22 protein-coding genes are annotated in these 21,358 nt (G+C 55.3%); 15 read left to right on the top strand and 7 right to left on the bottom strand.

Annotation, left to right across the window (positions count from 1 at the left end; all coding sequences use genetic code 11):
• The first annotated feature begins 106 nt into the window (after positions 1-106).
• Positions 107-1,429 (top strand): phospholipase D-like domain-containing protein, encoded by a 1,323-nt coding sequence (locus tag H6G07_RS06480; protein WP_073607575.1) that lies wholly within the window; start codon positions 107-109, stop codon positions 1,427-1,429.
• Between the two features lie 119 nt (positions 1,430-1,548).
• Here the strand turns inward: H6G07_RS06480 and H6G07_RS06475 are convergent, their stop codons facing one another.
• The gene (locus tag H6G07_RS06475; protein WP_073607574.1) at positions 1,549-2,463 is read right to left on the bottom strand and encodes a branched-chain amino acid transaminase; all 915 of its coding nucleotides are present in this window, start codon (positions 2,461-2,463) and stop codon (positions 1,549-1,551) included.
• 62 nt (positions 2,464-2,525) lie between these two features.
• The gene (locus tag H6G07_RS06470; protein ID WP_139296955.1) at positions 2,526-2,786 is read right to left on the bottom strand and encodes a hypothetical protein; all 261 of its coding nucleotides are present in this window, start codon (positions 2,784-2,786) and stop codon (positions 2,526-2,528) included.
• A gap of 459 nt (positions 2,787-3,245) precedes the next feature.
• On the opposite strand from H6G07_RS06470, the gene H6G07_RS06465 reads away from it, so the two are divergent.
• The 3 genes from H6G07_RS06465 to H6G07_RS06455 all read left to right on the top strand — a co-directional run bounded on the left by H6G07_RS06465 (position 3,246) and on the right by H6G07_RS06455 (position 5,024).
• Entirely contained in the window at positions 3,246-3,785 is a 540-nt protein-coding gene (locus H6G07_RS06465; RefSeq protein ID WP_199311949.1) for a hypothetical protein, read from the top strand.
• A 409-nt stretch (positions 3,786-4,194) separates the two neighbouring features.
• On the top strand, positions 4,195-4,662 hold the full coding sequence (locus H6G07_RS06460) for a bilin-binding protein (protein WP_073607572.1): 468 nt from the start codon (positions 4,195-4,197) through the stop codon (positions 4,660-4,662).
• Between the two features lie 176 nt (positions 4,663-4,838).
• Entirely contained in the window at positions 4,839-5,024 is a 186-nt protein-coding gene (locus tag H6G07_RS06455; RefSeq protein WP_073607571.1) for a hypothetical protein, read from the top strand.
• A gap of 165 nt (positions 5,025-5,189) precedes the next feature.
• On the opposite strand, the gene H6G07_RS06450 is transcribed toward H6G07_RS06455, so the two are convergent.
• Both H6G07_RS06450 and H6G07_RS06445 read right to left on the bottom strand, forming a co-directional pair.
• Positions 5,190-5,426 (bottom strand): CDGSH iron-sulfur domain-containing protein, encoded by a 237-nt coding sequence (locus tag H6G07_RS06450; RefSeq protein ID WP_073607747.1) that lies wholly within the window; start codon positions 5,424-5,426, stop codon positions 5,190-5,192.
• Positions 5,427-5,509: 83 nt separating this feature from the next.
• Positions 5,510-6,214, bottom strand: coding sequence for a pirin family protein (locus H6G07_RS06445; RefSeq protein WP_073607570.1), 705 nt, complete (start codon positions 6,212-6,214; stop codon positions 5,510-5,512).
• Positions 6,215-6,428: 214 nt separating this feature from the next.
• On the opposite strand from H6G07_RS06445, the gene H6G07_RS06440 reads away from it, so the two are divergent.
• From H6G07_RS06440 to H6G07_RS06425, 4 genes are all read left to right on the top strand, one after another.
• On the top strand, positions 6,429-7,307 hold the full coding sequence (locus H6G07_RS06440) for a LysR family transcriptional regulator (protein ID WP_073607569.1): 879 nt from the start codon (positions 6,429-6,431) through the stop codon (positions 7,305-7,307).
• 228 nt (positions 7,308-7,535) lie between these two features.
• Complete coding sequence (locus H6G07_RS06435) at positions 7,536-7,943, top strand: L,D-transpeptidase (RefSeq protein WP_242026653.1); 408 nt, start codon at positions 7,536-7,538, stop codon at positions 7,941-7,943.
• Between the two features lie 390 nt (positions 7,944-8,333).
• Positions 8,334-8,561, top strand: a complete 228-nt coding sequence (locus H6G07_RS06430) for a type II toxin-antitoxin system HicB family antitoxin (RefSeq protein WP_073607567.1) — start codon at positions 8,334-8,336, stop codon at positions 8,559-8,561.
• Positions 8,554-8,718 carry a type II toxin-antitoxin system HicA family toxin gene (locus tag H6G07_RS06425; protein ID WP_073607566.1) on the top strand — a complete coding sequence of 55 codons (165 nt, stop codon included), beginning with the start codon at positions 8,554-8,556 and terminating at the stop codon, positions 8,716-8,718. Before H6G07_RS06430 ends, H6G07_RS06425 begins: the two co-directional genes overlap by 8 nt.
• Positions 8,719-8,801: 83 nt before the next feature.
• Here the strand turns inward: H6G07_RS06425 and H6G07_RS26625 are convergent, their stop codons facing one another.
• Positions 8,802-8,924: a hypothetical protein gene (locus H6G07_RS26625; RefSeq protein WP_255524844.1), complete on the bottom strand. Its 123-nt coding sequence runs from the start codon at positions 8,922-8,924 to the stop codon at positions 8,802-8,804.
• On the opposite strand from H6G07_RS26625, the gene H6G07_RS06420 reads away from it, so the two are divergent.
• Together H6G07_RS06420 and H6G07_RS06415 are read left to right on the top strand one after the other, a co-directional pair.
• Positions 8,923-11,439 carry an AAA-type ATPase lid domain-containing protein gene (locus tag H6G07_RS06420; protein ID WP_073607565.1) on the top strand — a complete coding sequence of 839 codons (2,517 nt, stop codon included), beginning with the start codon at positions 8,923-8,925 and terminating at the stop codon, positions 11,437-11,439. The two genes, H6G07_RS26625 and H6G07_RS06420, sit on opposite strands and share 2 nt — an antisense overlap.
• 211 nt (positions 11,440-11,650) lie before the next feature.
• Positions 11,651-12,508, top strand: a complete 858-nt coding sequence (locus H6G07_RS06415) for a coiled-coil domain-containing protein (protein ID WP_073607563.1) — start codon at positions 11,651-11,653, stop codon at positions 12,506-12,508.
• Positions 12,509-12,570: 62 nt separating this feature from the next.
• Here the strand turns inward: H6G07_RS06415 and H6G07_RS06410 are convergent, their stop codons facing one another.
• Complete coding sequence (locus H6G07_RS06410) at positions 12,571-14,184, bottom strand: cation:proton antiporter (RefSeq protein ID WP_073607562.1); 1,614 nt, start codon at positions 14,182-14,184, stop codon at positions 12,571-12,573.
• Between the two features lie 95 nt (positions 14,185-14,279).
• Entirely contained in the window at positions 14,280-16,016 is a 1,737-nt protein-coding gene (gene recN, locus H6G07_RS06405; RefSeq protein ID WP_073607561.1) for a DNA repair protein RecN, read from the bottom strand.
• 261 nt (positions 16,017-16,277) lie between these two features.
• On the opposite strand from recN, the gene H6G07_RS06400 reads away from it, so the two are divergent.
• The 5 genes from H6G07_RS06400 (at position 16,278) to H6G07_RS06380 (ending at position 21,038) form a co-directional block, all read left to right on the top strand.
• Positions 16,278-18,197: a COR domain-containing protein gene (locus H6G07_RS06400; protein ID WP_084172951.1), complete on the top strand. Its 1,920-nt coding sequence runs from the start codon at positions 16,278-16,280 to the stop codon at positions 18,195-18,197.
• A 44-nt stretch (positions 18,198-18,241) separates the two neighbouring features.
• Entirely contained in the window at positions 18,242-19,060 is an 819-nt protein-coding gene (locus tag H6G07_RS06395; protein ID WP_073607560.1) for a hypothetical protein, read from the top strand.
• Positions 19,061-19,062: 2 nt separating this feature from the next.
• The gene (locus H6G07_RS26830) at positions 19,063-19,398 is read left to right on the top strand and encodes a DUF6883 domain-containing protein (protein ID WP_073607559.1); all 336 of its coding nucleotides are present in this window, start codon (positions 19,063-19,065) and stop codon (positions 19,396-19,398) included.
• A gap of 4 nt (positions 19,399-19,402) precedes the next feature.
• Positions 19,403-20,101, top strand: a complete 699-nt coding sequence (locus H6G07_RS26825; RefSeq protein ID WP_338420682.1) for a DUF4926 domain-containing protein — start codon at positions 19,403-19,405, stop codon at positions 20,099-20,101.
• Positions 20,102-20,678: 577 nt separating this feature from the next.
• On the top strand, positions 20,679-21,038 hold the full coding sequence (locus H6G07_RS06380) for a hypothetical protein (protein WP_073607557.1): 360 nt from the start codon (positions 20,679-20,681) through the stop codon (positions 21,036-21,038).
• The last annotated feature ends 320 nt before the right edge of the window (positions 21,039-21,358 follow it).

The raw sequence follows: 21,358 nt of genomic DNA, 5'->3' as shown, positions 1-21,358 counted from the left end.
TGTCGCTGAAGTGTCTACGGCCCTAGGGCTGTTCCTCTAGATAGAGATGCTAGATGCAGCTAAGTGACTATGCTGGGGGCTTAGTGTCGTCACGGTAACAATTGCGATGCCTACCTCGTCCGAAGACTCAGACTCTGATGGAGAGCCTCCGCCTGTGTGGCTGTGGTGGCTAGCGATAGGGCTGGTGCTGCTGGTGCTGGTGCTGGTGCTCTATGGGTATCTCAGGGGTAGCTTTCGCCAGGTCTCTACCTGCACGATCAATAACGTACCCAGCTTAGATGATCCCTGTTTTGCCCTTTGTCTAGAAGGGCTGGCCAACTCCGCAGATACTACTGGGCACCTGGTTGGTTTCTGGAGTGAGATCGATGATGTCTATGCCGCTCGCGACACCGCCATGGCTGGTGCCGAGCACCTGATTCAGTATGAAACCTACTTTATGACGCCGGGTCGCCGAACCGATGCCTTTGCCGAGGTGGTTGCCGATCGCGCCATGGCCGGGGTGACGGTGCAACTCCTGCTCGACCACCAGGGCACCAAGGCCATGCCCGAAAAATACTGGCAGCGGCTGAGAAATGTCGGGGTCGAAATCCAGTTCTTTCGGCCCCTCGACTGGCGTGCGCCGCTGGAATACAACTCGCGATCGCACCGCAAACTGCTGATCATCGACGGTCGCCGAGTGTTTATCGGCGGAGCTGGCGTATCTGACTTTTGGGATGGGGTCGCCTTTGATCACGATGATGGCCCCTGGCTTGACTTTGAAGTGGCCTACGAAGGCGAAGTGGTCAGCCTGCTCCAGGGCAAATTTCTGCAAAACTGGTCCTGTGCTGGAGGGTGCATCGACCTCAAACAAGGTCTGCATTCGGTACAAAAGCAGGGGTCTACGCCGCTTTACATTACCGACAACACCTCTAGCCTCAACGAATCTTCCATGCGGCTGCTGATGCAGCTCCACATTCTAGCGGCCAAGGAGCGGCTGTGGATTGGCAGCCCCTACCTGGTGCCCGACGACGACACTACCCAAGCCCTGATCCGCGCCCGCCAAAAAGGGGTTGATGTTCGCATCCTCACCATGGGGGCCGCCACCGACAAAAAAATGGTTCACCTGGCCAGTCGCGGCCTGTATGGCCCCCTGCTCAAGGCCGGGGTCAAAATTTGCGAGTATCAGCCCAGCATGATGCACGCCAAGTTTGTGCTGGTAGATGACGGTTGGGTCAGCACCGGCAGCGCCAACTTTGACCCCCGCAGCTATTTCCACAATGACGAGCTAAATATTTCGGGAGCTTATCCTGAGTTAGCCCGCCAGGTCGAGCAGTTTTTTACCGATGCCCTGGAAAGAAGTCTCTGCCTCACCTATGCCGAGTGGCTAAACCGCCCGACTCCCGAAAAAATCAAGGGCCACATGGCACTGCTGTTTAGGCAACTGCTCTAGGCGCTGCGCCCCCACCTCCAAGGCTGGCGCTAAAACTCAGGATATTTATTTAAGCAAGCGGCTAGCCCATGACTGCGTGGCGTTTCGCCAAGCTTTAAGGGAGTCGTCTGGCGAGGAGACTACCCCAAGTCGATCGCAAATACCCAGTCTTTATAGTCGTCGTCGCGCCCTTCGGTGATGGCGGTGAGTTTTTCCCGCAGGCGATCGGTGACGGGGCGGCTTGTGGGCAGGTTGTACGACTCCACCTTGCGAACCGGGGTGATTTTGGCGGCTGTACCGCTGAGAAACACCTCATCGGCGATCAGCAGCTCTGACTTATCGACCGGGCGCTCGACCACCTCAATGCCCAAATTGCGGGCCACGGTGAGAATGCTGTCGCGGGTAATGCCTTCAAGAATATCTTGCTCATAGCCAGGGGTGATCAGCTTGCCGTGGCGCACGATAAACACGTTCATGCCCGAGGCTTCGCTGACTTTGCCCTGGGAATTCATTAGAATCGATTCGTCAAAGCCCGATTCAACGGCTTCGGTTTTAGCTAGCGACGAGGTGATGTAGGCCCCGCTAATCTTGCCGCGCAGGGGCAGGCTGCGGTCTTCTTGCCGGTACCACGAGCTAATCCGGCAGGTGACGCCCTCGGGCGAGAGGTAGTCGCCCAGCTCTAGGCCATAGACAAAAAAGCTCTTCTCGACGTTGTGCAGCCGGGGCGAAATGCCTAGGTCTGAGGTGTAGACAAAGGGCCGAATGTAGAACGACTTGTCAGGGCTGTTTTTGCGAACGAAATCTTCAATCACCGCCCGAATTTTGTCGGCGGGCAAGTCATAGTTGAGCAATCGAGCGCTGGTGCTGAGGCGCTGGCAGTGGCGATCGAGGCGAAAGAGCAAAATACGCCCACTCCCCGCCGGGTCAGGAATGCCACGCAGCCCGCCAAAGGCCCCGGTGCCGTAGTGCAGGGCGTGGGTGGCAATGGAAATCTTGGCGTCGCTAAAATCGCAAAACTGGCCTTCGAAGTAGGCGACGGGTAAAAAGTTGTGCATGGCTACGGCTGGGCAAATTCGGCATCTTTATCAGAATAGACCCAATCCACAGCCTTATTAAACTAAGGTGTGGCGACTTGCCTCAATGAAATCGGGCCTGACAAGGCTTTAAACTGAGCCTCTACACAGCTCTCGGTTAGGGGCAGAAGTTCTGCGTGGCGAAGCACAGTTAGCTGGTCGGGCATGGTTTGATGAAAGGCTAGAGTAGCCTTTGCCTCGTCATATAGGGTATGGCGGCGGATTGGCGATCGCGCCTGTAGCCCCCGGTGCTCTTGCCCGCCCCAAGGGACAGACGTAGGCGATCGCTCAACCCAGCGCCTCACTCTCCTAAAACGCCGCCATCGCACCAGCATCGTCGGCCCACGTCCAAGCCACCGATCAACACCGAAGGCTGTTGCAAACCATGCGAGCTGCTCCCCAGGGGATAGGGCTATAGTCTAATAAATTTTCCTGAGAATCTCTATCTTTTGAGTTAGGGCATTTTTTACCACTACCCACGTAATGAGGGATATCAATTCAAAGACGTTTGCGCAAAATATAGAAGTGATGCGCCCTCCCAGGCGAGCCGGAATGAGTATTGAGATTTCAGTACTCTCAGTACTTATTTATGCCTTTTCTAGAGTTGCCTTTGCGGTCTGTAGTTTTTGGTGTTGCAAGATAGCTGTAAGCATTGCTTCGGAGCGGGTTGAGAGGGCCACTGTTGTATTAAAGTAGGCCACGCGATGAAATTACGCATATCTCGTCCCAAATATCTCGTTTCCCTTTCTATCCTGCTCGTTGCAATGCCGCTAACGGCCTGTCGAATTCAACAAGAAGAAACCGGCAGCTTGCCCGATGTAGATGTTCAGGTAGAACCCGGTAGCCTGCCTGAGTACGACATCCAAGGCCCGGATGTGAATATCGGAGTCACAGAGCGAACGGTGACTGTTCCTAGGGTCGTTGTAGTTCAGGAAGAACAAACCATCGAAGTTCCCTACATCGATGTAGATGTGCCTGGTGCGGAGCGAGTCGAGCGCACCATTACCCCAGAGGTCGAAGTGCCCTCCGGGGGATACAACCTGGCCATCCAAGGAGTACACGTTGTTGACAATGAACTCTGGGTTGTTTCTCTCTTAGAAGAAGTAGATCCCAATGCCCTCGCAGAAGCCGAACGGGTTTCAGACCGAGTTGTGTTAAATGCGCCAGACATGCCCATACGGCACTTTATCGTCGGGGAACGCCCTGAGGGTAGCTTCAATGAGCAATACACCTTCATAGACAACCGTGACGAAATTGCTCCTGAACTCAGTGCTGGCCGTCAGATCTACGACCGAACCACCTAAACGTGAGCTAGCCCCTTCGCGGCAGCAATACGCAAGCGTGGGGGAACCAACGTTGACAACGCCGCTGGAGTGTCTCCTCAACCCGCAGGTCTGTGGAGAGCAAAAAATTCCCAGAGACAGGAGCCTTTTTGTTCTCCACAGTCAACCAATGGCTACCAGCAGTAAGCATCTTTGGTAATTCAAAACCGTTATATCCACAGAAAGCTAGGGCTACGGCAGAAGACCTGGGCTAGGGCGCTGCACTGGCCCAGGAGTTTTCGCGCTTGGGAACTCAATTGAGGCTGAAGTTTGCGGCGAGGGCTGTCGACCTCAGTGCGAAGAATTATTGAGGTATCACGCATCACACCATTTTTCCTGGGCATCTTGGGAGAGAACCCATCCAGGCCGCGCGATCGCGCCTTTACTCGCTATGAACAATGCACTACTCGCCTCTGTCCGTGAAGCCGACGGTCGCTACCTGAGTGATGTTGAGCTACGCCCCTTCGAGCAAATGATGGAGGCTTTTCAATCTCGGGTCAATCTCTACAACCACATCAGAGAGCACAGCAAAGACCTAGTGCTCAACACCCTGCGGCGGCTCATGCAGACCCCCCATCGCCAGGTGGTTCAAGAGCATGCTCAGCAGTGCCAGCGCGACATGACCTACACCCTGGAGTATGTGGCCAAAGGCGTTTTGCTCCACGACGAAGACGGGTTTATGGAAGAGTATCTGGTGTGGATGCAGAATATTATTCGCGCCTTCCATCGCCAGTCGGCCTGTGTGGTGGCCTATCGTCTACTCAAAGAAGAAGTGCGCACCAGCCTGCCCAGCGACCAGAGCAACCTCATGATGATCTATCTCGACAAACTGACTGAGGCGCTTGAGAGCGGCATCTAGCGCGAGGGTCAAAGACCGATCGCACCCTTTTGGGCGGCTACCCTGCCACTGCTCTGCAAAGTGGTTGGCTACCCCCCAGTAACATTTCCTTGCTAAAGGCCATTTGACTCCCCAGGTGCCTAGTTTGAAATTAGACTAGGGTCAATCCCGTTTATTGATTTCTTGCAGCGCACCCCATGGGAAAGTCTCGCCTTAGCCCCCGTCAGCGATCCTACGAAGCTGACCTGATCAACCGTCTGTCGGACAACCACCAGCTCAACCAGGCTCAGCAGCGCATTAGCGGCCTCAGCGACAAAGACCGCAACCTGGTGTCTGAGCGCCTCAGTGGTCGCACCCGAGGCCGTCTGCGGCAAAACTACTAACCCATCGCCCAACGTTAACTATGGCCAAATTGTTCAGGCCGTAGAAGGTTGGCGGTGGGTTTTGTGTGGCGGCTAGGGCTGTCATCCTCGGGGTGTTGATGAAATGTCCTCAAGGAGCGATCGCACTTCAACCTCGACGTACCAGCGTCAGCCGACAGCGCTCACCTATAGCTTGGTATGGCTACCGTCGCAGAAGGGCGCATTTTGGGTGTGCTTGCAGGCGCACAGCGCCACCTGCTTTTTCTCTTCCAGGGTAAATTTCATTGGCGTAAAGTCGGTACCCTTGTGGGCACCATTGCAGAAGGGCTGGTTGGTTGACTGGCCGCAGGTGCACCAGTAGTAGTCGCCCGCTTCCAGCTCCATCACCACGGGCTTAGTGTCGGCAATTACAGGTTCAGCCATCATTCTTTCCTCTCTTTAAGAACACGTCTTGTCGCGGGCATCCGGCGGCGGTAGGGGAAATTTCCCTTGCCGCCGCAAGCTTGTTAGGCAGCCATATCAAACAGCAGCACCTCGGCCCCATCGGCAGCCCCGGTCAAACTCAGGGTGTCGAGGTCGCTGACGGCAGCGCCATCCCCAGCGGTGAGGGCGTGGCCATTGAGGCTGACCGCTCCACGGGCCACCTGCACCCAGGCCACTCGGCCCGGAGCGAGGGTATGCGCTACTGCATCGCCATCACCCAACGCGGTGGCGTAGAGGCTGACATCTTGGTGGATGGTGACGGAGCCTTCGCGGCCATCGCGGGAGCCGACCAAGCGCAGTTGCCCCTGCTTTGCTTCGGGCGCAAGGGAAATCTGCTCGTAGCCAGGGTCAATGCCCTCCGTTTCCGGCAAAATCCAAATTTGCAAGAAATGCACCGGGTTGGTGTCTGAGGCGTTGAACTCGCTGTGGCGAATGCCTGTGCCCGCCGACATCCGCTGCACATCCCCAGGGCGAATGACGGAGCCAGTGCCGAGACTGTCTTTGTGCTCCAGCGCGCCATCCAGCACGTAGGTGATGATTTCCATGTCGCGGTGGCCGTGGGTGCCAAAGCCCTGGCTCGGCGTCACCTTGTCTTCGTTGATCACCCGCAGGCTGGCAAAGCCCATGTGGCGAGGGTCGTAGTAGTTGCCAAACGAGAAGGTGTGGTGAGAATCGAGCCAGCCAAAGTTGGCGGCACCGCGTTCATTAGCAGGACGAACCGTAATCATTAGAGACACCTCCTAGTAGCGTCAATGGATTGGAAACATCCGAATGAATTAAAGATATACTGAATCCAATTAATAGACAATACTCAGTTTTATAAACACATTGTCTCTTTTTAGGAGGCGATAGAGCGATCGCCCTGTTCTAAGAAATCTCTCAACCCCCACCCCCTCACCGCCCCCATCTCCCTCAACACCCCACCCCTCTCATCTCCCAACCATGGACAAGCTCGAAAGCATGCGCGCCTTCACCCAGGTCGTCGAAGCCGGTGGTTTCGCCGCTGCCGCTCGCCAGATGGATCTGTCGCGATCGCAGGTCAACAAACTAGTGCTCAACCTCGAAGAACACCTGCAAACCCAGCTCTTGCAGCGCACCACCCGCAAAGTCTCCCCCACCGATGCCGGGCGGGCCTACTACGATCGCTGCCTCGCCATCTTCGCCGACCTCGAAGAAGCCGACCTGGCCCTCACCCGCCTGCACCAAGAGCCGCGCGGCAGCCTGCGCGTCAATGCCCCCATGACCTTTGGCACCCTGCACCTGGCCCCCCTAGTGGTGGAATTTATGGCCCAGTACCCCGACCTCTACGTCGAGCTGGTGCTCAACGATCGCCGCATCGACCCGATTGAAGAAGGTTTCGATATCACCATTCGCATTGCCGCTCAGCCGCCCGGCCCTGGGCTCATCGCCCATAAGCTGGCCCCCTGCCCGCTGGTGGTGTGCGCGGCCCCCGGCTATTTGCAACGGCACGGCACTGCGACCCACCCCGACGATCTCAAGCAGCACGACTGTCTGCACTATGGTCACCGTGCCCAAGACAATAGCTGGACTCTGGTGGGCGATGAACCCCACACGGTCACCATCAACGGGCCGCTGTGCTGCAACAACGGCGAAGTGCTGCGAGCCGCCGCTCTGGAGGGTTTAGGCATTGTGATGCTGCCCAATTTCATCGTGGCAAAGGATGTGAAGGCAGGGCGTCTGCGACCCATCCTGGCCGATTATCCGCCCCCGGCAATCAATATCTATGCGCTGTATCCGGTGAATCGCCACCTGTCGGCGAAGGTAACTCGGCTGGTGGAGTTTTTGACCGAGAAAATCTAGAGTTTCGTCAAATTACGCGCATCCCCGGGGCGTGGGGCAATCTAACGAATCATTACCATCTTCAGGGTTTTAGGCTGGAGGGGTTGAAGCCATGATCATCTAAACAGTTGAGGTGGAGTGATGTTAGCCTCTCAGCAGCATTGGCTCAAACGCTTCGGAGCAGGTGCTTTTTTGAGTTTAATAGTCAGCGGTGCAGGGCTATTTTTGGCCCCCGGTGTAGAGCCTGCCATGGCCCTCACAAACGAAGAAATAGCCTTACGGGTGGCAAGTTTTCGCCAGTCCAATGAGCGCTGGTTCCAAATCGATCTGTCAAGCCAGCGATTGACCGCTTGGGAGGGGGGTACCCCGGTCTATGCAGTCATTGTCTCAACGGGGAAACGCTCAACGCCAACGGTGACGGGAGTGTTTGAAATTCAGTCGATGCATCGAACGACTAGAATGCGGGGCGCAGATTATGACGTGCCCAATGTACCGTGGACGATGTATTTTTACCGGGGCTACGCGATTCATGGGGCTTACTGGCACCACAATTTTGGTACGCCCGTAAGCCATGGCTGCGTGAATGTGGCGGTTGACCATGCCCAGTGGTTGTACAACTGGGCCGATCTAGGGACACCCGTGGTTGTGCAACATTGAACGGCTGGCCCAAAGTTTAGTTAAGGGAATCTCAAGTTTTTCTACGGCAGACGGGTGTTGAAAAGCTGGCGGCGATCGCCGCCAGGATACTCATGCTAAGCCGTTCCCGTTCTTGGGATGCCGCAATTCATAACGTATGTAAATTCCATGGTTCATCCCAGGGCGAAATTTTTGGCCAGAGGAAAGATTTCCCTGCCATGGCACTCGTGAAAATTTAGTGCGTCAACCCCCGCCATGTGGAACGTGATGGAGTAGGGTGCCGGGGTAGGCGATCAAATCTAAGGCAGTCGGCCTCGGCACCACCTACGATTGATCTATCGATTTGCTCTAGCTTAAGAACTGGGTTGAGGGCAAACTTGCCTAGTCCTACATTGCCAGAGGCCATGGAACATGAAACAGATTCAGCAATTTACAGCACTGATTGAACGGGAAGACGACGCCTATGTATCCTTGTGTCCAGAGCTAGACATCGCTAGTCAGGGTGACACTGTTGAAGAGGCTAGAACCAATTTGATTGAGGCGATCGAGCTATTTTTTGAGGTTGCCGACCCGTCTGAAATCGCGTTGCGTCTCAAGTCTGAGGTCTTTATTACTCGGCTGGAGGTCAGCATTGGGTAAGCTCAGAACCTTGTCTGGCAAAGAGGTCTGCAAAATTCTAGAACAGCAAGGCTTCGCTCAGGTGCGTCCAAAAGACAGCCATGTTGTCATGCAAAAACGTACTGAAGAAACAACCATCACTGTTCCTGTACCTGACCACAAGCAGCTCAAGACATGAACGCTGTTATCAATCATTCGCCAATCGCAGCTAGCACGATCCCTCTTCGAGAGTTAACTCTCTCCTTCCCCATGGCGCTTACCCTACTTCGCACGGCTAAAGGCGATCGCCGCCGCAATGATTAAGCTGAGTAATGCCAGAGGCACCCAGAGGTCATTTGCCATCATCATGGGGCTACACCGTGTAGAGCGTGGGTGAACTGCCATGACTGTATCCGACCGGGTGATCTTTTTACAGGAGCGCACCCCCCTCAGCGTGCTGCCCGAGCCTACTCTAGAGCCCTTAGCTCAAGCCATTCAGACCATGACCCTGGCCGCTGGGGAAACCGTCGTTGAAGCCGATCAACCTCCCCAGGGTCTCTACATTCTTTGGGAGGGCAAGCTTGGCACCGAGGCCACCCTCGGCGGTGCCAGCTTCTTGCCCGGCGCGGTGTTAAACCTAGAACCTCTGCTGCTCGACCAGCCGGTTGAACAAACCATTCAAACCCTCTGCGACAGCACCCTCTGGTTTATCGATCGCGACCCATTTCAATCCCTGGTGCAGCAGTACCCCGACATTTTGCAAACCTTTACCCGGCAGCTAGTAGACGTAGTTAAGCGGCTGTCGTCTGAGGCCGAGCTAGAGCAAGAGCGCCAGGCCATTCTGCGCCCCTACCTGGTGGCCAAGGCCCGGCGGGGAGTAATTGGCCGCAGCCGCTACGCCACCCGGCTGCGGGCGCAGCTGCGGGAAGCTGCGGGCGATCGCAAATCAGTGCTCATCTTTGGCGAACCAGGCCTAGAGAAAGACAACCTGGCGGCACTAATTCACTTTGGCTCTGAGCAGCGGCGGCTACCAATTATCAAAGTCAACTGCGGCCAGCTCCAGGCCAGTGGTGCCGACCTGTTTGGTCGAGCCGGGGGGCGCATGGGGCTACTGGCGGCTTTGGGCGCAGGCACCCTGGTGCTCAACAACCCCCGAGAACTGGGGGCTGATCTGGCTGAGGCGATCGCCGAGCTGCTAGAGACTGGCCAGTATCGCCCCGTCAGCCGCGACGGCGAAACTGCCCCAACCGTCACCGCCGAAGCTCGAATTATTTTGCTGGCTGAGCAAGCCGTGCCCGCCCTAGACGATCGCGTGGGTGAAATCATCAAAGTGCCTCCCCTGCGGGTGCGTAAGGCCGATATTGAAGACTGGGTCAACTACTATCTCTCACTGATCAGTCGTCGTCGCAGCACTGGGCGACTGATGCTCACCCCAGAGGCCGTCCGCCGCTTGCAGTCCTACGACTTTCCTGACAATCTGCGCGAGCTAGAGAATTTGGTCGAGCGAGCGGCAGCCCAGCTCTCCGGCGGCGGCCTGATCACCGAAGAGATCATCTGGCCCGCCCAGAGCAAAAAGAAACAGCTACGGCTCAACCTGCTCAACCGCTACCCCAACCTGCGGCGGTTTTTGCGCAGCCCCTGGTGGCCCGATCGCATCAACTACGGCGTTACCCTCACCCTGTTCGCCGTCGTCATCGCCGTGCTCTGGTTTGGCCCCCAGCAGCGCCATGAGAATGTAGCACTCACCGTGTTTTGGGCCTGGTGGTGGCCCCTGGTGCTATTGAGCTTCCCCTTTGTGGGGCGGCTGTGGTGCGCCGTGTGCCCCTTTATGATCTATGGCGAAGTTACCCAGTGGATCTCGCAAAAGCTGTTCCCCGGCAGGCTCAAACGCTGGCCACGCGAGGCGGCAGAGCATTGGGGTGGCTGGTTTCTCTTTGGCCTATTCACCCTAATTTTAGTGTGGGAAGAGGTATGGCACTTAGAAGATGCCGCCTACCTCTCCGCCTGCCTGCTGCTGCTGATTACCGCCGGAGCGATGATCTTCTCGGCCCTGTTTGAGCGGCGGTTTTGGTGTCGCTATCTGTGCCCTATTGGTGGCATGAACGGTATGTTTGCCAAACTCTCGATGACCGAGCTGCGGGCGCAACAGGGCACCTGCTCGGCGGAGTGCACCACCTACCAGTGCTACAAGGGCGGCCCCCAAAAAGGGGAAGGTCAAGAAACTAACGGCTGCCCCCTGTATTCTCACCCGGCCCAGCTCGAAGACAATCGCGACTGCGTACTCTGCATGACCTGCCTTAAAGCCTGCCCCCACCGCTCCGTCGAGCTGAACCTACGCCCCCCCGGCATTGAGCTGTGGACGACGCACCGGCCCCGCGCCTCTGAGGTGGCGCTGATGTTTCTACTGCTGGGGGCGGTGTACCTGCACCGCCTGCCCGAGCTAGAGGCGCGCCTGGGCATTCAGCTACCGATTGATACTGTCATTGGTCACAGTCTAGTGGCCTTTGGGGTGCTGGCGCTGCCCGCCCTACTGCCGCTCACGGTCGAAGGCGCGCACTGGCTCTGGCGCAAAACCCAAGGGCTGCCCCGGCGTCCGGCAGTGCGGCTGGCCTATGGCTATTTGCCCCTGGTGTGGGCGGCCAATTTGGCCCACTACCTGCGTCTAGGGCTAGGGGAGGGTGGGCGCATTTTGCCCGTGTCTTTAGCCACCTTTGGGGCCTCAGGGATAAATCTGCCGGTCTGGGTTGCCCACCCCGCAGTGGTAGCCTTTCTTCAGGGTGTAACACTGCTGTTGGGCATAGCGCTGTCGGTTTGGCTGACGGTCAAAATTTGTCGCCAATCTGGCCCCCAGCGGTGGATTCAGCACGCCTGCACTGGGCTGCTGGGGCTAAGTCTATGGTGGCTAATTCCAGGATTTTAAGTAGATTAAATTAGGGCAATGGCCCCTGTCGATTGAGCTGCGTCTGCCATGTAAAGTTTCAATGTAAGATCGCCCCTCGGTAGTTCCTCCCACAGTCGCCCTGCGGTTAAGTCTGGTAGGGTTACTGCTACCTCAAGCACACGCTCTGTACCCCCGGTCGTTTCCTCCAGGTTGTCACGTCGCCCCGAGTTCCTTTTCATCGGTCTCGCCCATGTTCCAGGAAAGTTCGCTGGACTTCAAGCTGGTTCAACGGGTCTGTCTGTTGCAGCAGGCCCTTGACCAGGCCAGAGAAACTATAGAAGACATGCAGGAGCAGGTGGAAAATCACCAGATGCTCCAGGCCCACCTCTCCCAAACTGAGGAATATTCCAACGTTCAGCAAAAGATTATTGTCAACCTCAAGCAGCAGCTAGATGCCAAAGATGAGTGGCAAGCTCAGGTCTTTGAGCAGCTATTGGTGGGTGTTAAGGGGCTGGTGGTTGACCAGCAGCTAGAGCTAGAGCGGCTGCGATCGCGCATTCACCAGGGCCAGGCCGAGGTGCAAGACTACCTGGTGCGGCTGAAAAACTACTACCAGAGTTTGGCGATGGGCCGCGTCACCGCCCAAGATCTCGATTTGAACTCTGAGGTCATGATCGCGCGATCGCTCACTGTCAGCCTCAGCAGCCAGCTCCAGGCGGCCCAGCAGCACGTTCAGCATCTCGACAACACCCTCACCCGCCATCAGGTCACCCTGGCCCGCATGCAGGCCTACGTCAACGGTGGTAGTCAGACCATGGGAGAGCCGGTCGAGTCGTCTAGCGCTCCTCTCGCCCTGCCGACTGCCGCTCAGGAGCTAGATGACGACCCCATTGCCCTCAAAGCTATTGTTGAAGCCCAGCGGCAAAAAATTGCCGAGCTGAGCAGCCAGCTCGGCCAGCAGTTTCACCAGCAAACCAGCCTCAAGTACCGCTGCCAAGAGATCGCCGCCGAACGCGACGGCCTCAAGCAGCGGGTCGCTGCCCTGAGCTTAGAGAACGAAGCGCTACAGGAGCAGATTCGGCACCAGAATTTAGATAGCGTGGGGTGAAGTAAACGTTTTGAGGTTTAAGTTTTAATTCAAAATTCAAAACTAAATATTCAAAACTCTCCCTAGTGGACTTCCCCCAAGCGATCGGGCAGCACCTCTTCCATCAGTGGTGTCAGGGTGTTTTTAAGCTGCCCGGCACGAATGAACTCGGCGTAGGTGTCAGACTCGATCGCCAGCAGTTCTTCCCGCATCTGATTTGAGGCGTATTCGCGGATGCTGTCGTTTTGCTGCTCTAGGGTGGCCAGTTTCTGCTTAACTTCATTCAACTCTCCCTGCACTAGGGCCATCTGGTAGCCGACAAACTCGGGGTCAAACTCTTCGTTGGCCTGCATCTCGTCTAGGCGCTGCATAACGCGGGTAAGGGCAACGCGGTGGGCAGTCATTTGGCTATATTCCACCCGCAGGGGCTGATCGCCCAGCAGGCCCAGATATTCCAACAGGGGTTTGGTGGTGAGTCCCTGCACCAGCAGGGTAAAGAGCATGACGCCGAAAACAATGGAGATGATTTCTTGGCGATCGCCCAGCACGGCGGGCACGCTCAGAGCCAAAGCCACCGAGACCGACCCGCGCAGGCCGCCCCACCAGAGCACAGTCTGCCCCTTGAGTGGCAGATCCATCTCGGGGCCGGTGACGACGTTGCTGATGTAGCCCAGGCCGTAGATGCTGATGGCGCGGGCCATGATCATCAAGACGATGGCGATCGCAATCTTATCCAGCTCATTCACCAGCTCGGCAAAATTGGCCTGGTCGCCAATCAGCAAAAACACAATCGAGTTAATAAAAAACGACAAAAACTCCCAAAACTCCGACACCACCAGGCGAGTGCGGGGGTTCATGCCAATGCGCGAGCCAAAGTTGCCGAGAATCAACCCTGTGGTCACGACTGCAATTACGCCAGAGCCGCCCAACTCCTCCGCCACCAGGTATGTACCGTAGGCCGATACCAGGGTGAGGGATTGCTCGACCAGGGGAATGTCGAACCGCTGGGTGAGAAACGAGAGGCCAAAGCCAATCAGCCCGCCGATGCTGATGCCCACCCCGGCAAATACTAAAAAGCGCGCGATCGTCACCGACACATCGAACTGTTCTAGGCCCAGGGCAATGCCCAGCAGCAGGTTAAAGGCCACTACCGCCACGCCGTCGTTAAACAGGCTTTCGCCCTCCATCACGGTGGTGAGTTTTTTATCGACCCCCAGTTCGCGAAACAGGGCGACTACCGATACAGGATCTGTCGCTGACAAACTTGCTCCTACCAGCAGGGCAGTAGCGAGGGAGGCTCCAGCGAAGGTCTGCAAACCCCACACCAGGCTGGCGACGCAGATCACCACGCCGACGATCGCATAGAGCACCACAGGCACCGCGAACTGCTTCAGACTCTTCCAGTTGAGGTTCCAGGCGGCCTCAAACAGCAGCGGCGGCAAAAAGATAAACAGAATTAGCTGGGGCGACAGGTTGATCAGCCGCACATCCAGCACCGCTAGACCGAGGCCGACGAGCAGCAGCAGCAGGGTGTAGGGAATGTTGCGCAGCACGCTAAACACCCGCGACAGGGTGGCCACCCCCAACGACACCGACAGCACCAGGCAAAACTGCCGCAGATGCTCTTCAATGGCGGGGTCTTCTAGCAGCAGAGACGGATCCTCTAGAAGGGGTTCGATGGTAAGGAAGAGATCCATAACTGCTGGCCCCAATTTTAGAACGCGACGGCTTGAGGCTGATTTTCAACGACGAAAGCAAAGTCTGGACAAGACCTAACAGTGATTTAAGACCATCACAGCTTTTTGCGAATGCTGTCGGCCTGGGACAGCAACGCCTCGGCAAAGGAGAGCGATTGCTGGTGCGACTCGCCCCCGGCGAGCTGGGCCAGCTCTTCGCGGCGATCGCTCAGCGACAGCGGCAGCACCCGCACTACGGTGCGCTCGGCCTCGCCCTCCCCCGCCTTGGCTCCTTTCGCCAGGACGGCTTCGACCACATGTTTACCCACCCGAAAGTGGGCATCGGCCAGGGCCGCCACCATGGGCTGGTGGGTGACGCAGAGCACCTGATGCTGGCGACCGAGCTGGTAGAGCTTTTCGGCGATCGCCTGGGCTACCCGGCCCGACACTCCCACGTCGATCTCGTCGAACACCAGCGTACCCACCGGGTCAACCTGGGAAAAGCAGGCCTTCAGCGCCAGCAAAAATCGGCTCATCTCACCGCCCGAGGCGGTTTCGGCCAGGGGTTGCAGGGGTTCGCCGGGGTTGGGGCTAAACAAAAAACGAATGCCATCGGCCCCGTTGGCGGTGGGGGCGATGGGGGTCAACTCGACCTCAAACTGCACCCGATCCATGGCCAGGGGTTTGAGTTCGTTGACTAGGCGGGTCTCTAACTTCTGGGCCACGCCCTGGCGCAGCTGGGTGAGTTGGGCGCAGGCCTCCGTCAAGACGGTCTGGGTCTTCTCGACCTCGGCCTCCAGGGCTTCGATGGACTGGCCTTCACCGGAGAGTTCGGCTAGGGCCTGGTTGACCTCGTCGCGGTAGGCCACTAGCTCGGGCAGGGTGCGGCTGAAGCGGCGGCACAGAGCCTTAAGCTGGCGCATGCGTTCTTCCACTTCTTCGAGCCGCTGGGGGTCGGCCTCGACGCTGGCCCCGTAGGCGTTGATGGCGCGCCCGGCTTCTTCGATCTGGGTGAGGGCTTCGCTGACCATGCCCAAAATTGAGGTAATGGCTGGGTCGTAGCGCTCCATGTCGATCAAAATGGCTTCGGCCTTGCCCAGCAGGTCGGCGCAAGCGCTTTCCCCCGCGTCGCTCTCGTAGAGAATTTGGTAGGCGGCGTAGCTGTTTTGCTGGAGGTCAACGCTGTGGTTGAGGCGATCGTGCTCCTGGGCGAGGTTTTCGAGTTCTTGGGGGTCGTCGAGCTGGGCTTGCTCTAGGTCTTGGCGGTGCATGCGCAGCAGGTCGAGCTGGTCGCGGCGCTGCTGGTCGGCCTTGCGGCGGGTGTCTAGCCGTTTTTTGGCTTGGGCCGCTGCCTCGTAGGCGGTGGCAACTTTCTGGCGCTGGGTGACGAGGGGGGCACCGCCAAAGCCGTCGAGCCACTCTCGCTGGCGATCGCCCGAGCCGAGCAGCACCGTCTGCCCCTGGGCGGTGATTTCGACCAGCTTTTGCCGCAGCCCCTCTAGCTGGGGCCGGGTGGCGGGGCTGCCGTTGAGGAAGGAGCGGCTGCGCAGGGTTTTGCCCAGGGTCAGTTCGCGCCGCAGCACGAGGGCACCGTCAGCGGTGGGGAATTCCTGCTCGGCTAGCCAGGTGTGGATGTCTTGGGGTACGTCGAAGGTGGCTTCTACCAGGGCTTTTTGGCTGCCCGATCGCACCAGTCGCTGGTTGGCTTTGCCTCCCAGGGCGGCATCGATGGCGTCGAGAATGATCGATTTGCCTGCCCCGGTTTCGCCGGTCAGCACGTTTAGGCCCGCCTCTAGCCGCAGATCGAGGTGATCGATCAGGGCAAAGTTCTCGATGTGCAGGGCCGTTAGCATGGGGGCAGCATGTTAGTACCCACGTATTTTAATGGGAAGTCCTGTGGATACGCCGCTGAAAATGCGTAAGCCTTTAAAAGGCTCGCCGTTTTGTCGGTAGAGAATCGGGTGAGGCCGAAACGATCGCGATGGCTTTGATGCGCTGGTAGTGGCTAGAGGCGGGCATGCCTTTTACAGTCTGCTGCATTCTATCTCTAACTCCCTGATTCTCTTCTCCCTTACTTCTGCTAAAACTGAGGGAACGTTGCCGCCGCGCCCGTAATGCCCCAAGATGAACTGCTGCGCCTGATTGACCAAGCCGCTGCCGAAGGCTGGAAAACCCTCGATCTTTCTGGCAAAAACCTCACTGAGCTGCCGCCTGAGATTGACAAGCTCACCTTGCTCCAATTGCTCAACCTCAGCTCTAACCAACTCAGCAGTCTACCGTTGGAAATCACCCAGCTCGCCTCGCTCCAATCACTTAACCTCAGCGATAACTGCTTTGAGCAAGTTCCAAACGGTTTAGAGGCTCTGCCGCAGCTTCAAAAATTAGACCTGCGACGCAACCCACTGCCCATCCCTCCTGAAATATTGGGGCCACCAGAACTTCATCGCGATCCTGGAGCAATCGAGGAAGTCTTCAACTACTTGCGGCTGCTGCGTAGCGGCGAAGTCAAGCCCCTGAACGAAGCCAAGCTGATACTAGTTGGACAAGGCAGCGTCGGCAAAACATCGCTTGTCAAAAGGTTGATCAACAATCACTTGAATAAAAACGAACCTAAAACAGACGGTCTCAACGTCAGCGATTGGCTGATTCACGTCAACAGCAAAGATGTGCGCCTCAACGTTTGGGATTTTGGTGGGCAAGAAATTTACCACGCTACTCACCAAATTTTCCTCACAAAAAGCAGCCTGTATCTGCTAGTCTGCAACTGCCGCGCTAGCGAAGAAGAAAATCGTCTGGAATATTGGCTAAAACTTATTGAAAGCTTTGGCGGCGCATCGCCCGTCATCATCGTCGGCAACAAAAAAGACGAGCAGCCTCTCGACATCAACCGTAAGGCCCTGCGAGAGAAATACCCCAATATCCGCGCCATTCTTGAAACCTCTTGCCAAACCGGAGATGGTATCGAAGAACTACGTACGGCCATTTATGAAGAAGTTGCACAGTTGCCTGAAATCTACAACCTGCTACCGCTTTCCTGGTTTGAGGTTAAAGAGCAACTCAAAGCAATGCAGGCAGATTTCATCTCATACAGCAAATACATTGGCATCTGCTACGAGAACAAAATTCCTGAAGAGCACAACCAGGAACAGCTTATTGAGCTGCTTCACAACCTAGGGCTAGTGCTCAACTTCCGTGAGCATCCTTTGTTAAAAGACACGAACGTTCTCAATCCCGATTGGGTGACAAAAGGCATTTATGCCTTACTCAGCGATGAAACCTTAAAAACTGAGACAAAGGGTATCCTGACTTACGAAGACCTTAGCCGCATCCTCGATTCTGAGCGGTATCCTGCTAACCGCCATCACTACCTCACAGACTTAATGCAGGAGTTTCAGCTTTGCTTCGCTCTACCCGACTTTGCTAACCCAAAGTTTCTAATTCCTGGTTTACTTCCTAAAGATGAACCTCACGGAACGAGCCTAGAAGGCGACACATTGGATTTCCAATATCACTATCGCATTTTGCCCGAGGGAGTGATATCACGCTTTATCGTTCTCAGTCACAAGCAGATTCACGAGCAGGTTTGCTGGCGCAGCGGTGCCATGCTGGCCTACTGTGAAGGCGACGAAGTTTACAACCTTGCTCTTATCAGAGCTGATTCTGAAGATCGCAAAATTTTTATCTCCGTCAGCGGCAAAGAGCAAACCCGGCGCAGCTACCTCTCTCAAATTCGCTATACCTTTAACAAAATCCATAGTAGCTTTGCTGATCTCGCCGTCACCGAATATGTTCCCGTTCCAGGTCATCCGGAGCATAGACCGATAGAGTACCAAGAGTTGTTGGGACTTGAAGCTATGGGTGAAAAGACTTATCCACTTGGAACACTTAGGATAAAAATAAATTTAAGACAGTTACTAGACGGCTATGAATCTGTAGAAGTAAGACGGAATGTCGCTGCTCGCAAAAACAGCTTAGCAGGAATTGAAGATGACTCAATTGAAATTAAAGTTTTTTCATCTCTAGACAACACTTGAGTATATGTCACAGATATTGAACTATTTACGGATTTCATAAATGAATGAAAAACCTTGTCGAGTATTTAGATCAAGAAAACCTGAACCCCAAAGATATATATATTATTTTTCCCCATGAATGGCATAAGGCTTGCGATTTTATTGCCCATCAAATTTGCAAAAAACTAAAGGTAAGATGCTTTTCTATCAAATATAGAGCTTTGAACAGAAGTCATGTAAAACAGATCTCCGGCTTTCTGAAACAAGGCTGTGTATTAGTAATCGGATACGAAGGAAGTATGATCGATGAAAATTACTACAAATTAGGTATAGCAAATGCCTTCGATAGACAAGTCATTTTGGTAGACCTGAACGCTTCCAATGTACCTATTTATATCCCTGAGTATATAAATTATCAATTTCATATCAAAAGAAAAGATGAATCAAGTGAATATTACATGCGATTGGAGCATGCTATCGCTCAGGTCTTGAGCGGAGATATCAAGGCAATGCTATATGAGAAGGTGATGCAAAAATGCGAATTGATTGAAGGCAAAACCGGAAAGACAATTAAAAAGGTGGACGAAGAAACTTTCTTCTCAAGACTGCAAGATCAATTAACTGAAGAGCATACAAGCTTTGATGAGGACATATTGTATTCGTTATACTTAGACGATGATGATGAGGCTTTGGCTAAACTTTTAGACCTAATATCTCAAGATAGAATAGAAGTCTTAGATGCATTGAACCCGGATTTAAAGAAGTTGAACGAGACTGGCAAAAACAAACAAAACACTTATATTTCAGGTGATTACAACGTTTACCAATACGGTCCAGGCGATAACGTGGCAGGTGACTCAATACAAGGCGATAAACACAGCTAGCCATGCAGCTACCTAACGCCGCATCCGCATTCATCGAACTCATCAAACTACGCAATTACAGCCTTAATCCAAACCATTCTCGTGGCAAACACAAAGCCCGCTTGTTTACCGCTATCTTAGGACTAACTAGTCAAGACGCTGAGCTGCTAAGGTCTGCGATTTTGAAAGCGATTCAAACCCAGGATGCCACGCCAGGTGAGATTGACGAGTACGGTCAGCGCTATCGAGTAGACTTTGCCATGACTCGCGGCCAAAACACGGCTACCGTCCGCACTACGTGGATTATCCACCCCAATGAAACCTTCCCTCGACTCGTCAGCTGTTACATCGTGAGGTAACCCTATGGTTAATATGGCAACTCAGTTTCAGCTACTCGATGCCGTTGCGCTCAAACATGATCTACCCCAGCATCACCTCACTGCTGGGCAGGTCGGCACCCTGGTTGAACCCCTAGCACCTGACGTCTACGAAGTTGAGTTCAGCGACGACGACGGGCAAACCTACGCCATGCTGCCGCTACACACCAGCCAACTTCTAAAGCTTCACTACACGCCTAATATCGTTTCATCATCTCTTTCAGCTATGGAAAACACAGTTCACCAGTACGGCAATGGCGACAACGTTGCTGGCGATAAAGTCGCAGGCAACAAAATCGGCAGCCAAATTTCAGGCTCCAACATTGGCAACGTCGTCAACGAAGCCAAAGACAACGCTCAGGTCAACGCTTCCGGTTTTACCCAAACCACTGGCGCTAGCGTGGCCGAGTTACTACAACTCATTGCCAACCTACGTCAGACAGCCTCTCAATTTCCACCAGACGCCCAAGATGATCTGATTATCGATATCGACGACATTGAAGAGGAAGTCAAAAAGCCAGAAGACCAACGCAGCATGCCTCGCTTGAAAAAGCGGCTGACAGCACTGCTCACAGCAGCCACACTATTGTCGGGGAGTGTCACCGCTGCCAACAATTTTGTTGACGAGGTAGTCGAGCTAGGCGACAAAGTTGGCATCGAGCTACAGCTTCCCCCATCTCCATAAGTTAATCAAAACGTAGTCAAAAAGTAGGGTGGGCACTGCCCACCGCCCCACTCATTCACCCACCACCATCCCATCCCCTCAAATATCCAGCGATCGCAGAAGGCAGACGATGAGCGGCGTTCACCCGATGGGTTTGGCTTGCGATTCCTTCGGATAGCTTCGCTAACGCGTGGGTACAGGGTGGGCGATACCGACCCTACAGCTTGATACCCAGGCAGAGCATGGGCACCAGGCACGCGAAGCAATCGCGCCCTGGTAACAAGCAGTCGCATCCCGGTGATTAACAATCGCGCCTCGGTAACAAGCAATTGCGCCCCGGCATCAAATAATCACACCTCGGTAACAGGCAATCGCACCCTGGTAACAGGTAAGTACCGGGGTGGTTATGCTTCACTATCATCGCCACTTCATTCAGCAGCGCCAGTCCATATTGTTTCTATAAAGCTGTACCGTTTTTTCCGGGTCGGCGATCGCAGCGGGCACATTGCCCTGAGAGACAGGCGAGCCTCCCCAGCCCTAACCGTTAACCCGATGTTTTAACCACCCTTTTGTATTGCCATCAAGGAGCACTACACCCATGCCCAGCACCGATACTACCCGCCGTTTGCGGCCCGACTACCTCGACCAGGATGTTGCTTCCCTGCGCGGTGCGCGCACCATCGCCGACTACACCTCCGCCCGCCCCGAGACCACCATTGAAGGGCTCCAGAGCAGCTACGCCGAGATGATTGCCGCCCAGGATGAAGAGACTGCGATCATGGTGCGTGCCAGAGCCGCCGCCGATAAGGCCCGCCTGGCCGAATGGCAGTTCCACCAAAACGTGCTGGCCATGAAAGAACTGGTGCGCGGTGTCTACGGCTCCGACAGCAACGAGGCCCAGGCCATCGGCTACAAGAAAAAGTCTGAGCGCAAGCGCCCCCGGCGATCGGCTGCGTAGTTATTCATAGCCAGTTTGCCGTCCCAGTTTTAGCTACAGGCAGTAGCAATGGCCTAAGCGAACTGGCCAGCGCTATATTTGATTCAAACCGCATGCCCCTCAAGTCTTTTGAGATTTGGGGGGCTTGCCTTGTCTAGCTATTGACAGAATCCGATCGGAAGAAGTAGGGAGGTCACCACCGGGGATTCGGAGACTATGCCGTTACAATAGTTTACGGGAGTGGTTTAGGCGATCGCCCAGTCTCCCCGACTCTCAACTCCTCGGTTCTCAATCCTCTCTCTGAGCGCGCTATGGCTTTAAATACCACCCAGGATTCGGCT

It is taken from the genome of Phormidium tenue FACHB-1052 (genome assembly GCF_014696675.1).
GTDB classification, from domain to species: domain Bacteria; phylum Cyanobacteriota; class Cyanobacteriia; order Phormidesmidales; family Phormidesmidaceae; genus Nodosilinea; species Nodosilinea tenuis_A.
The sequence above is the reverse complement of the archived record's forward strand: the minus strand, read 5'-3'. Positions and strand labels throughout refer to the sequence as shown.

Bases quoted from the DNA above. Each gene is read 5' to 3' on its own strand.
- H6G07_RS06475 (WP_073607574.1), bottom strand. From the start codon at position 2,463: ATGCACAACTTTTTACCCGTCGCCTACTTCGAAGGCCAGTTTTGCGAT.
- H6G07_RS06455 (WP_073607571.1), top strand. From the start codon at position 4,839: ATGGGAAAGTCTCGCCTTAGCCCCCGTCAGCGATCCTACGAAGCTGAC.
- H6G07_RS06460 (WP_073607572.1), top strand. From the start codon at position 4,195: ATGAACAATGCACTACTCGCCTCTGTCCGTGAAGCCGACGGTCGCTAC.
- H6G07_RS06445 (WP_073607570.1), bottom strand. From the start codon at position 6,214: ATGATTACGGTTCGTCCTGCTAATGAACGCGGTGCCGCCAACTTTGGC.
- H6G07_RS06395 (WP_073607560.1), top strand. From the start codon at position 18,242: ATGAAAAACCTTGTCGAGTATTTAGATCAAGAAAACCTGAACCCCAAA.
- H6G07_RS06450 (WP_073607747.1), bottom strand. From the start codon at position 5,426: ATGGCTGAACCTGTAATTGCCGACACTAAGCCCGTGGTGATGGAGCTG.
- recN (WP_073607561.1), bottom strand. From the start codon at position 16,016: ATGCTAACGGCCCTGCACATCGAGAACTTTGCCCTGATCGATCACCTC.
- H6G07_RS26625 (WP_255524844.1), bottom strand. From the start codon at position 8,924: ATGGCAGTTCACCCACGCTCTACACGGTGTAGCCCCATGATGATGGCA.
- H6G07_RS06415 (WP_073607563.1), top strand. From the start codon at position 11,651: ATGTTCCAGGAAAGTTCGCTGGACTTCAAGCTGGTTCAACGGGTCTGT.
- H6G07_RS26825 (WP_338420682.1), top strand. From the start codon at position 19,403: ATGGTTAATATGGCAACTCAGTTTCAGCTACTCGATGCCGTTGCGCTC.
- H6G07_RS06430 (WP_073607567.1), top strand. From the start codon at position 8,334: ATGAAACAGATTCAGCAATTTACAGCACTGATTGAACGGGAAGACGAC.
- H6G07_RS06400 (WP_084172951.1), top strand. From the start codon at position 16,278: ATGCCCCAAGATGAACTGCTGCGCCTGATTGACCAAGCCGCTGCCGAA.
- H6G07_RS06480 (WP_073607575.1), top strand. From the start codon at position 107: ATGCCTACCTCGTCCGAAGACTCAGACTCTGATGGAGAGCCTCCGCCT.
- H6G07_RS06465 (WP_199311949.1), top strand. From the start codon at position 3,246: ATGCCGCTAACGGCCTGTCGAATTCAACAAGAAGAAACCGGCAGCTTG.
- H6G07_RS06420 (WP_073607565.1), top strand. From the start codon at position 8,923: ATGACTGTATCCGACCGGGTGATCTTTTTACAGGAGCGCACCCCCCTC.
- H6G07_RS06440 (WP_073607569.1), top strand. From the start codon at position 6,429: ATGGACAAGCTCGAAAGCATGCGCGCCTTCACCCAGGTCGTCGAAGCC.
- H6G07_RS06435 (WP_242026653.1), top strand. From the start codon at position 7,536: ATGGCCCTCACAAACGAAGAAATAGCCTTACGGGTGGCAAGTTTTCGC.
- H6G07_RS06410 (WP_073607562.1), bottom strand. From the start codon at position 14,184: ATGGATCTCTTCCTTACCATCGAACCCCTTCTAGAGGATCCGTCTCTG.
- H6G07_RS06380 (WP_073607557.1), top strand. From the start codon at position 20,679: ATGCCCAGCACCGATACTACCCGCCGTTTGCGGCCCGACTACCTCGAC.
- H6G07_RS26830 (WP_073607559.1), top strand. From the start codon at position 19,063: ATGCAGCTACCTAACGCCGCATCCGCATTCATCGAACTCATCAAACTA.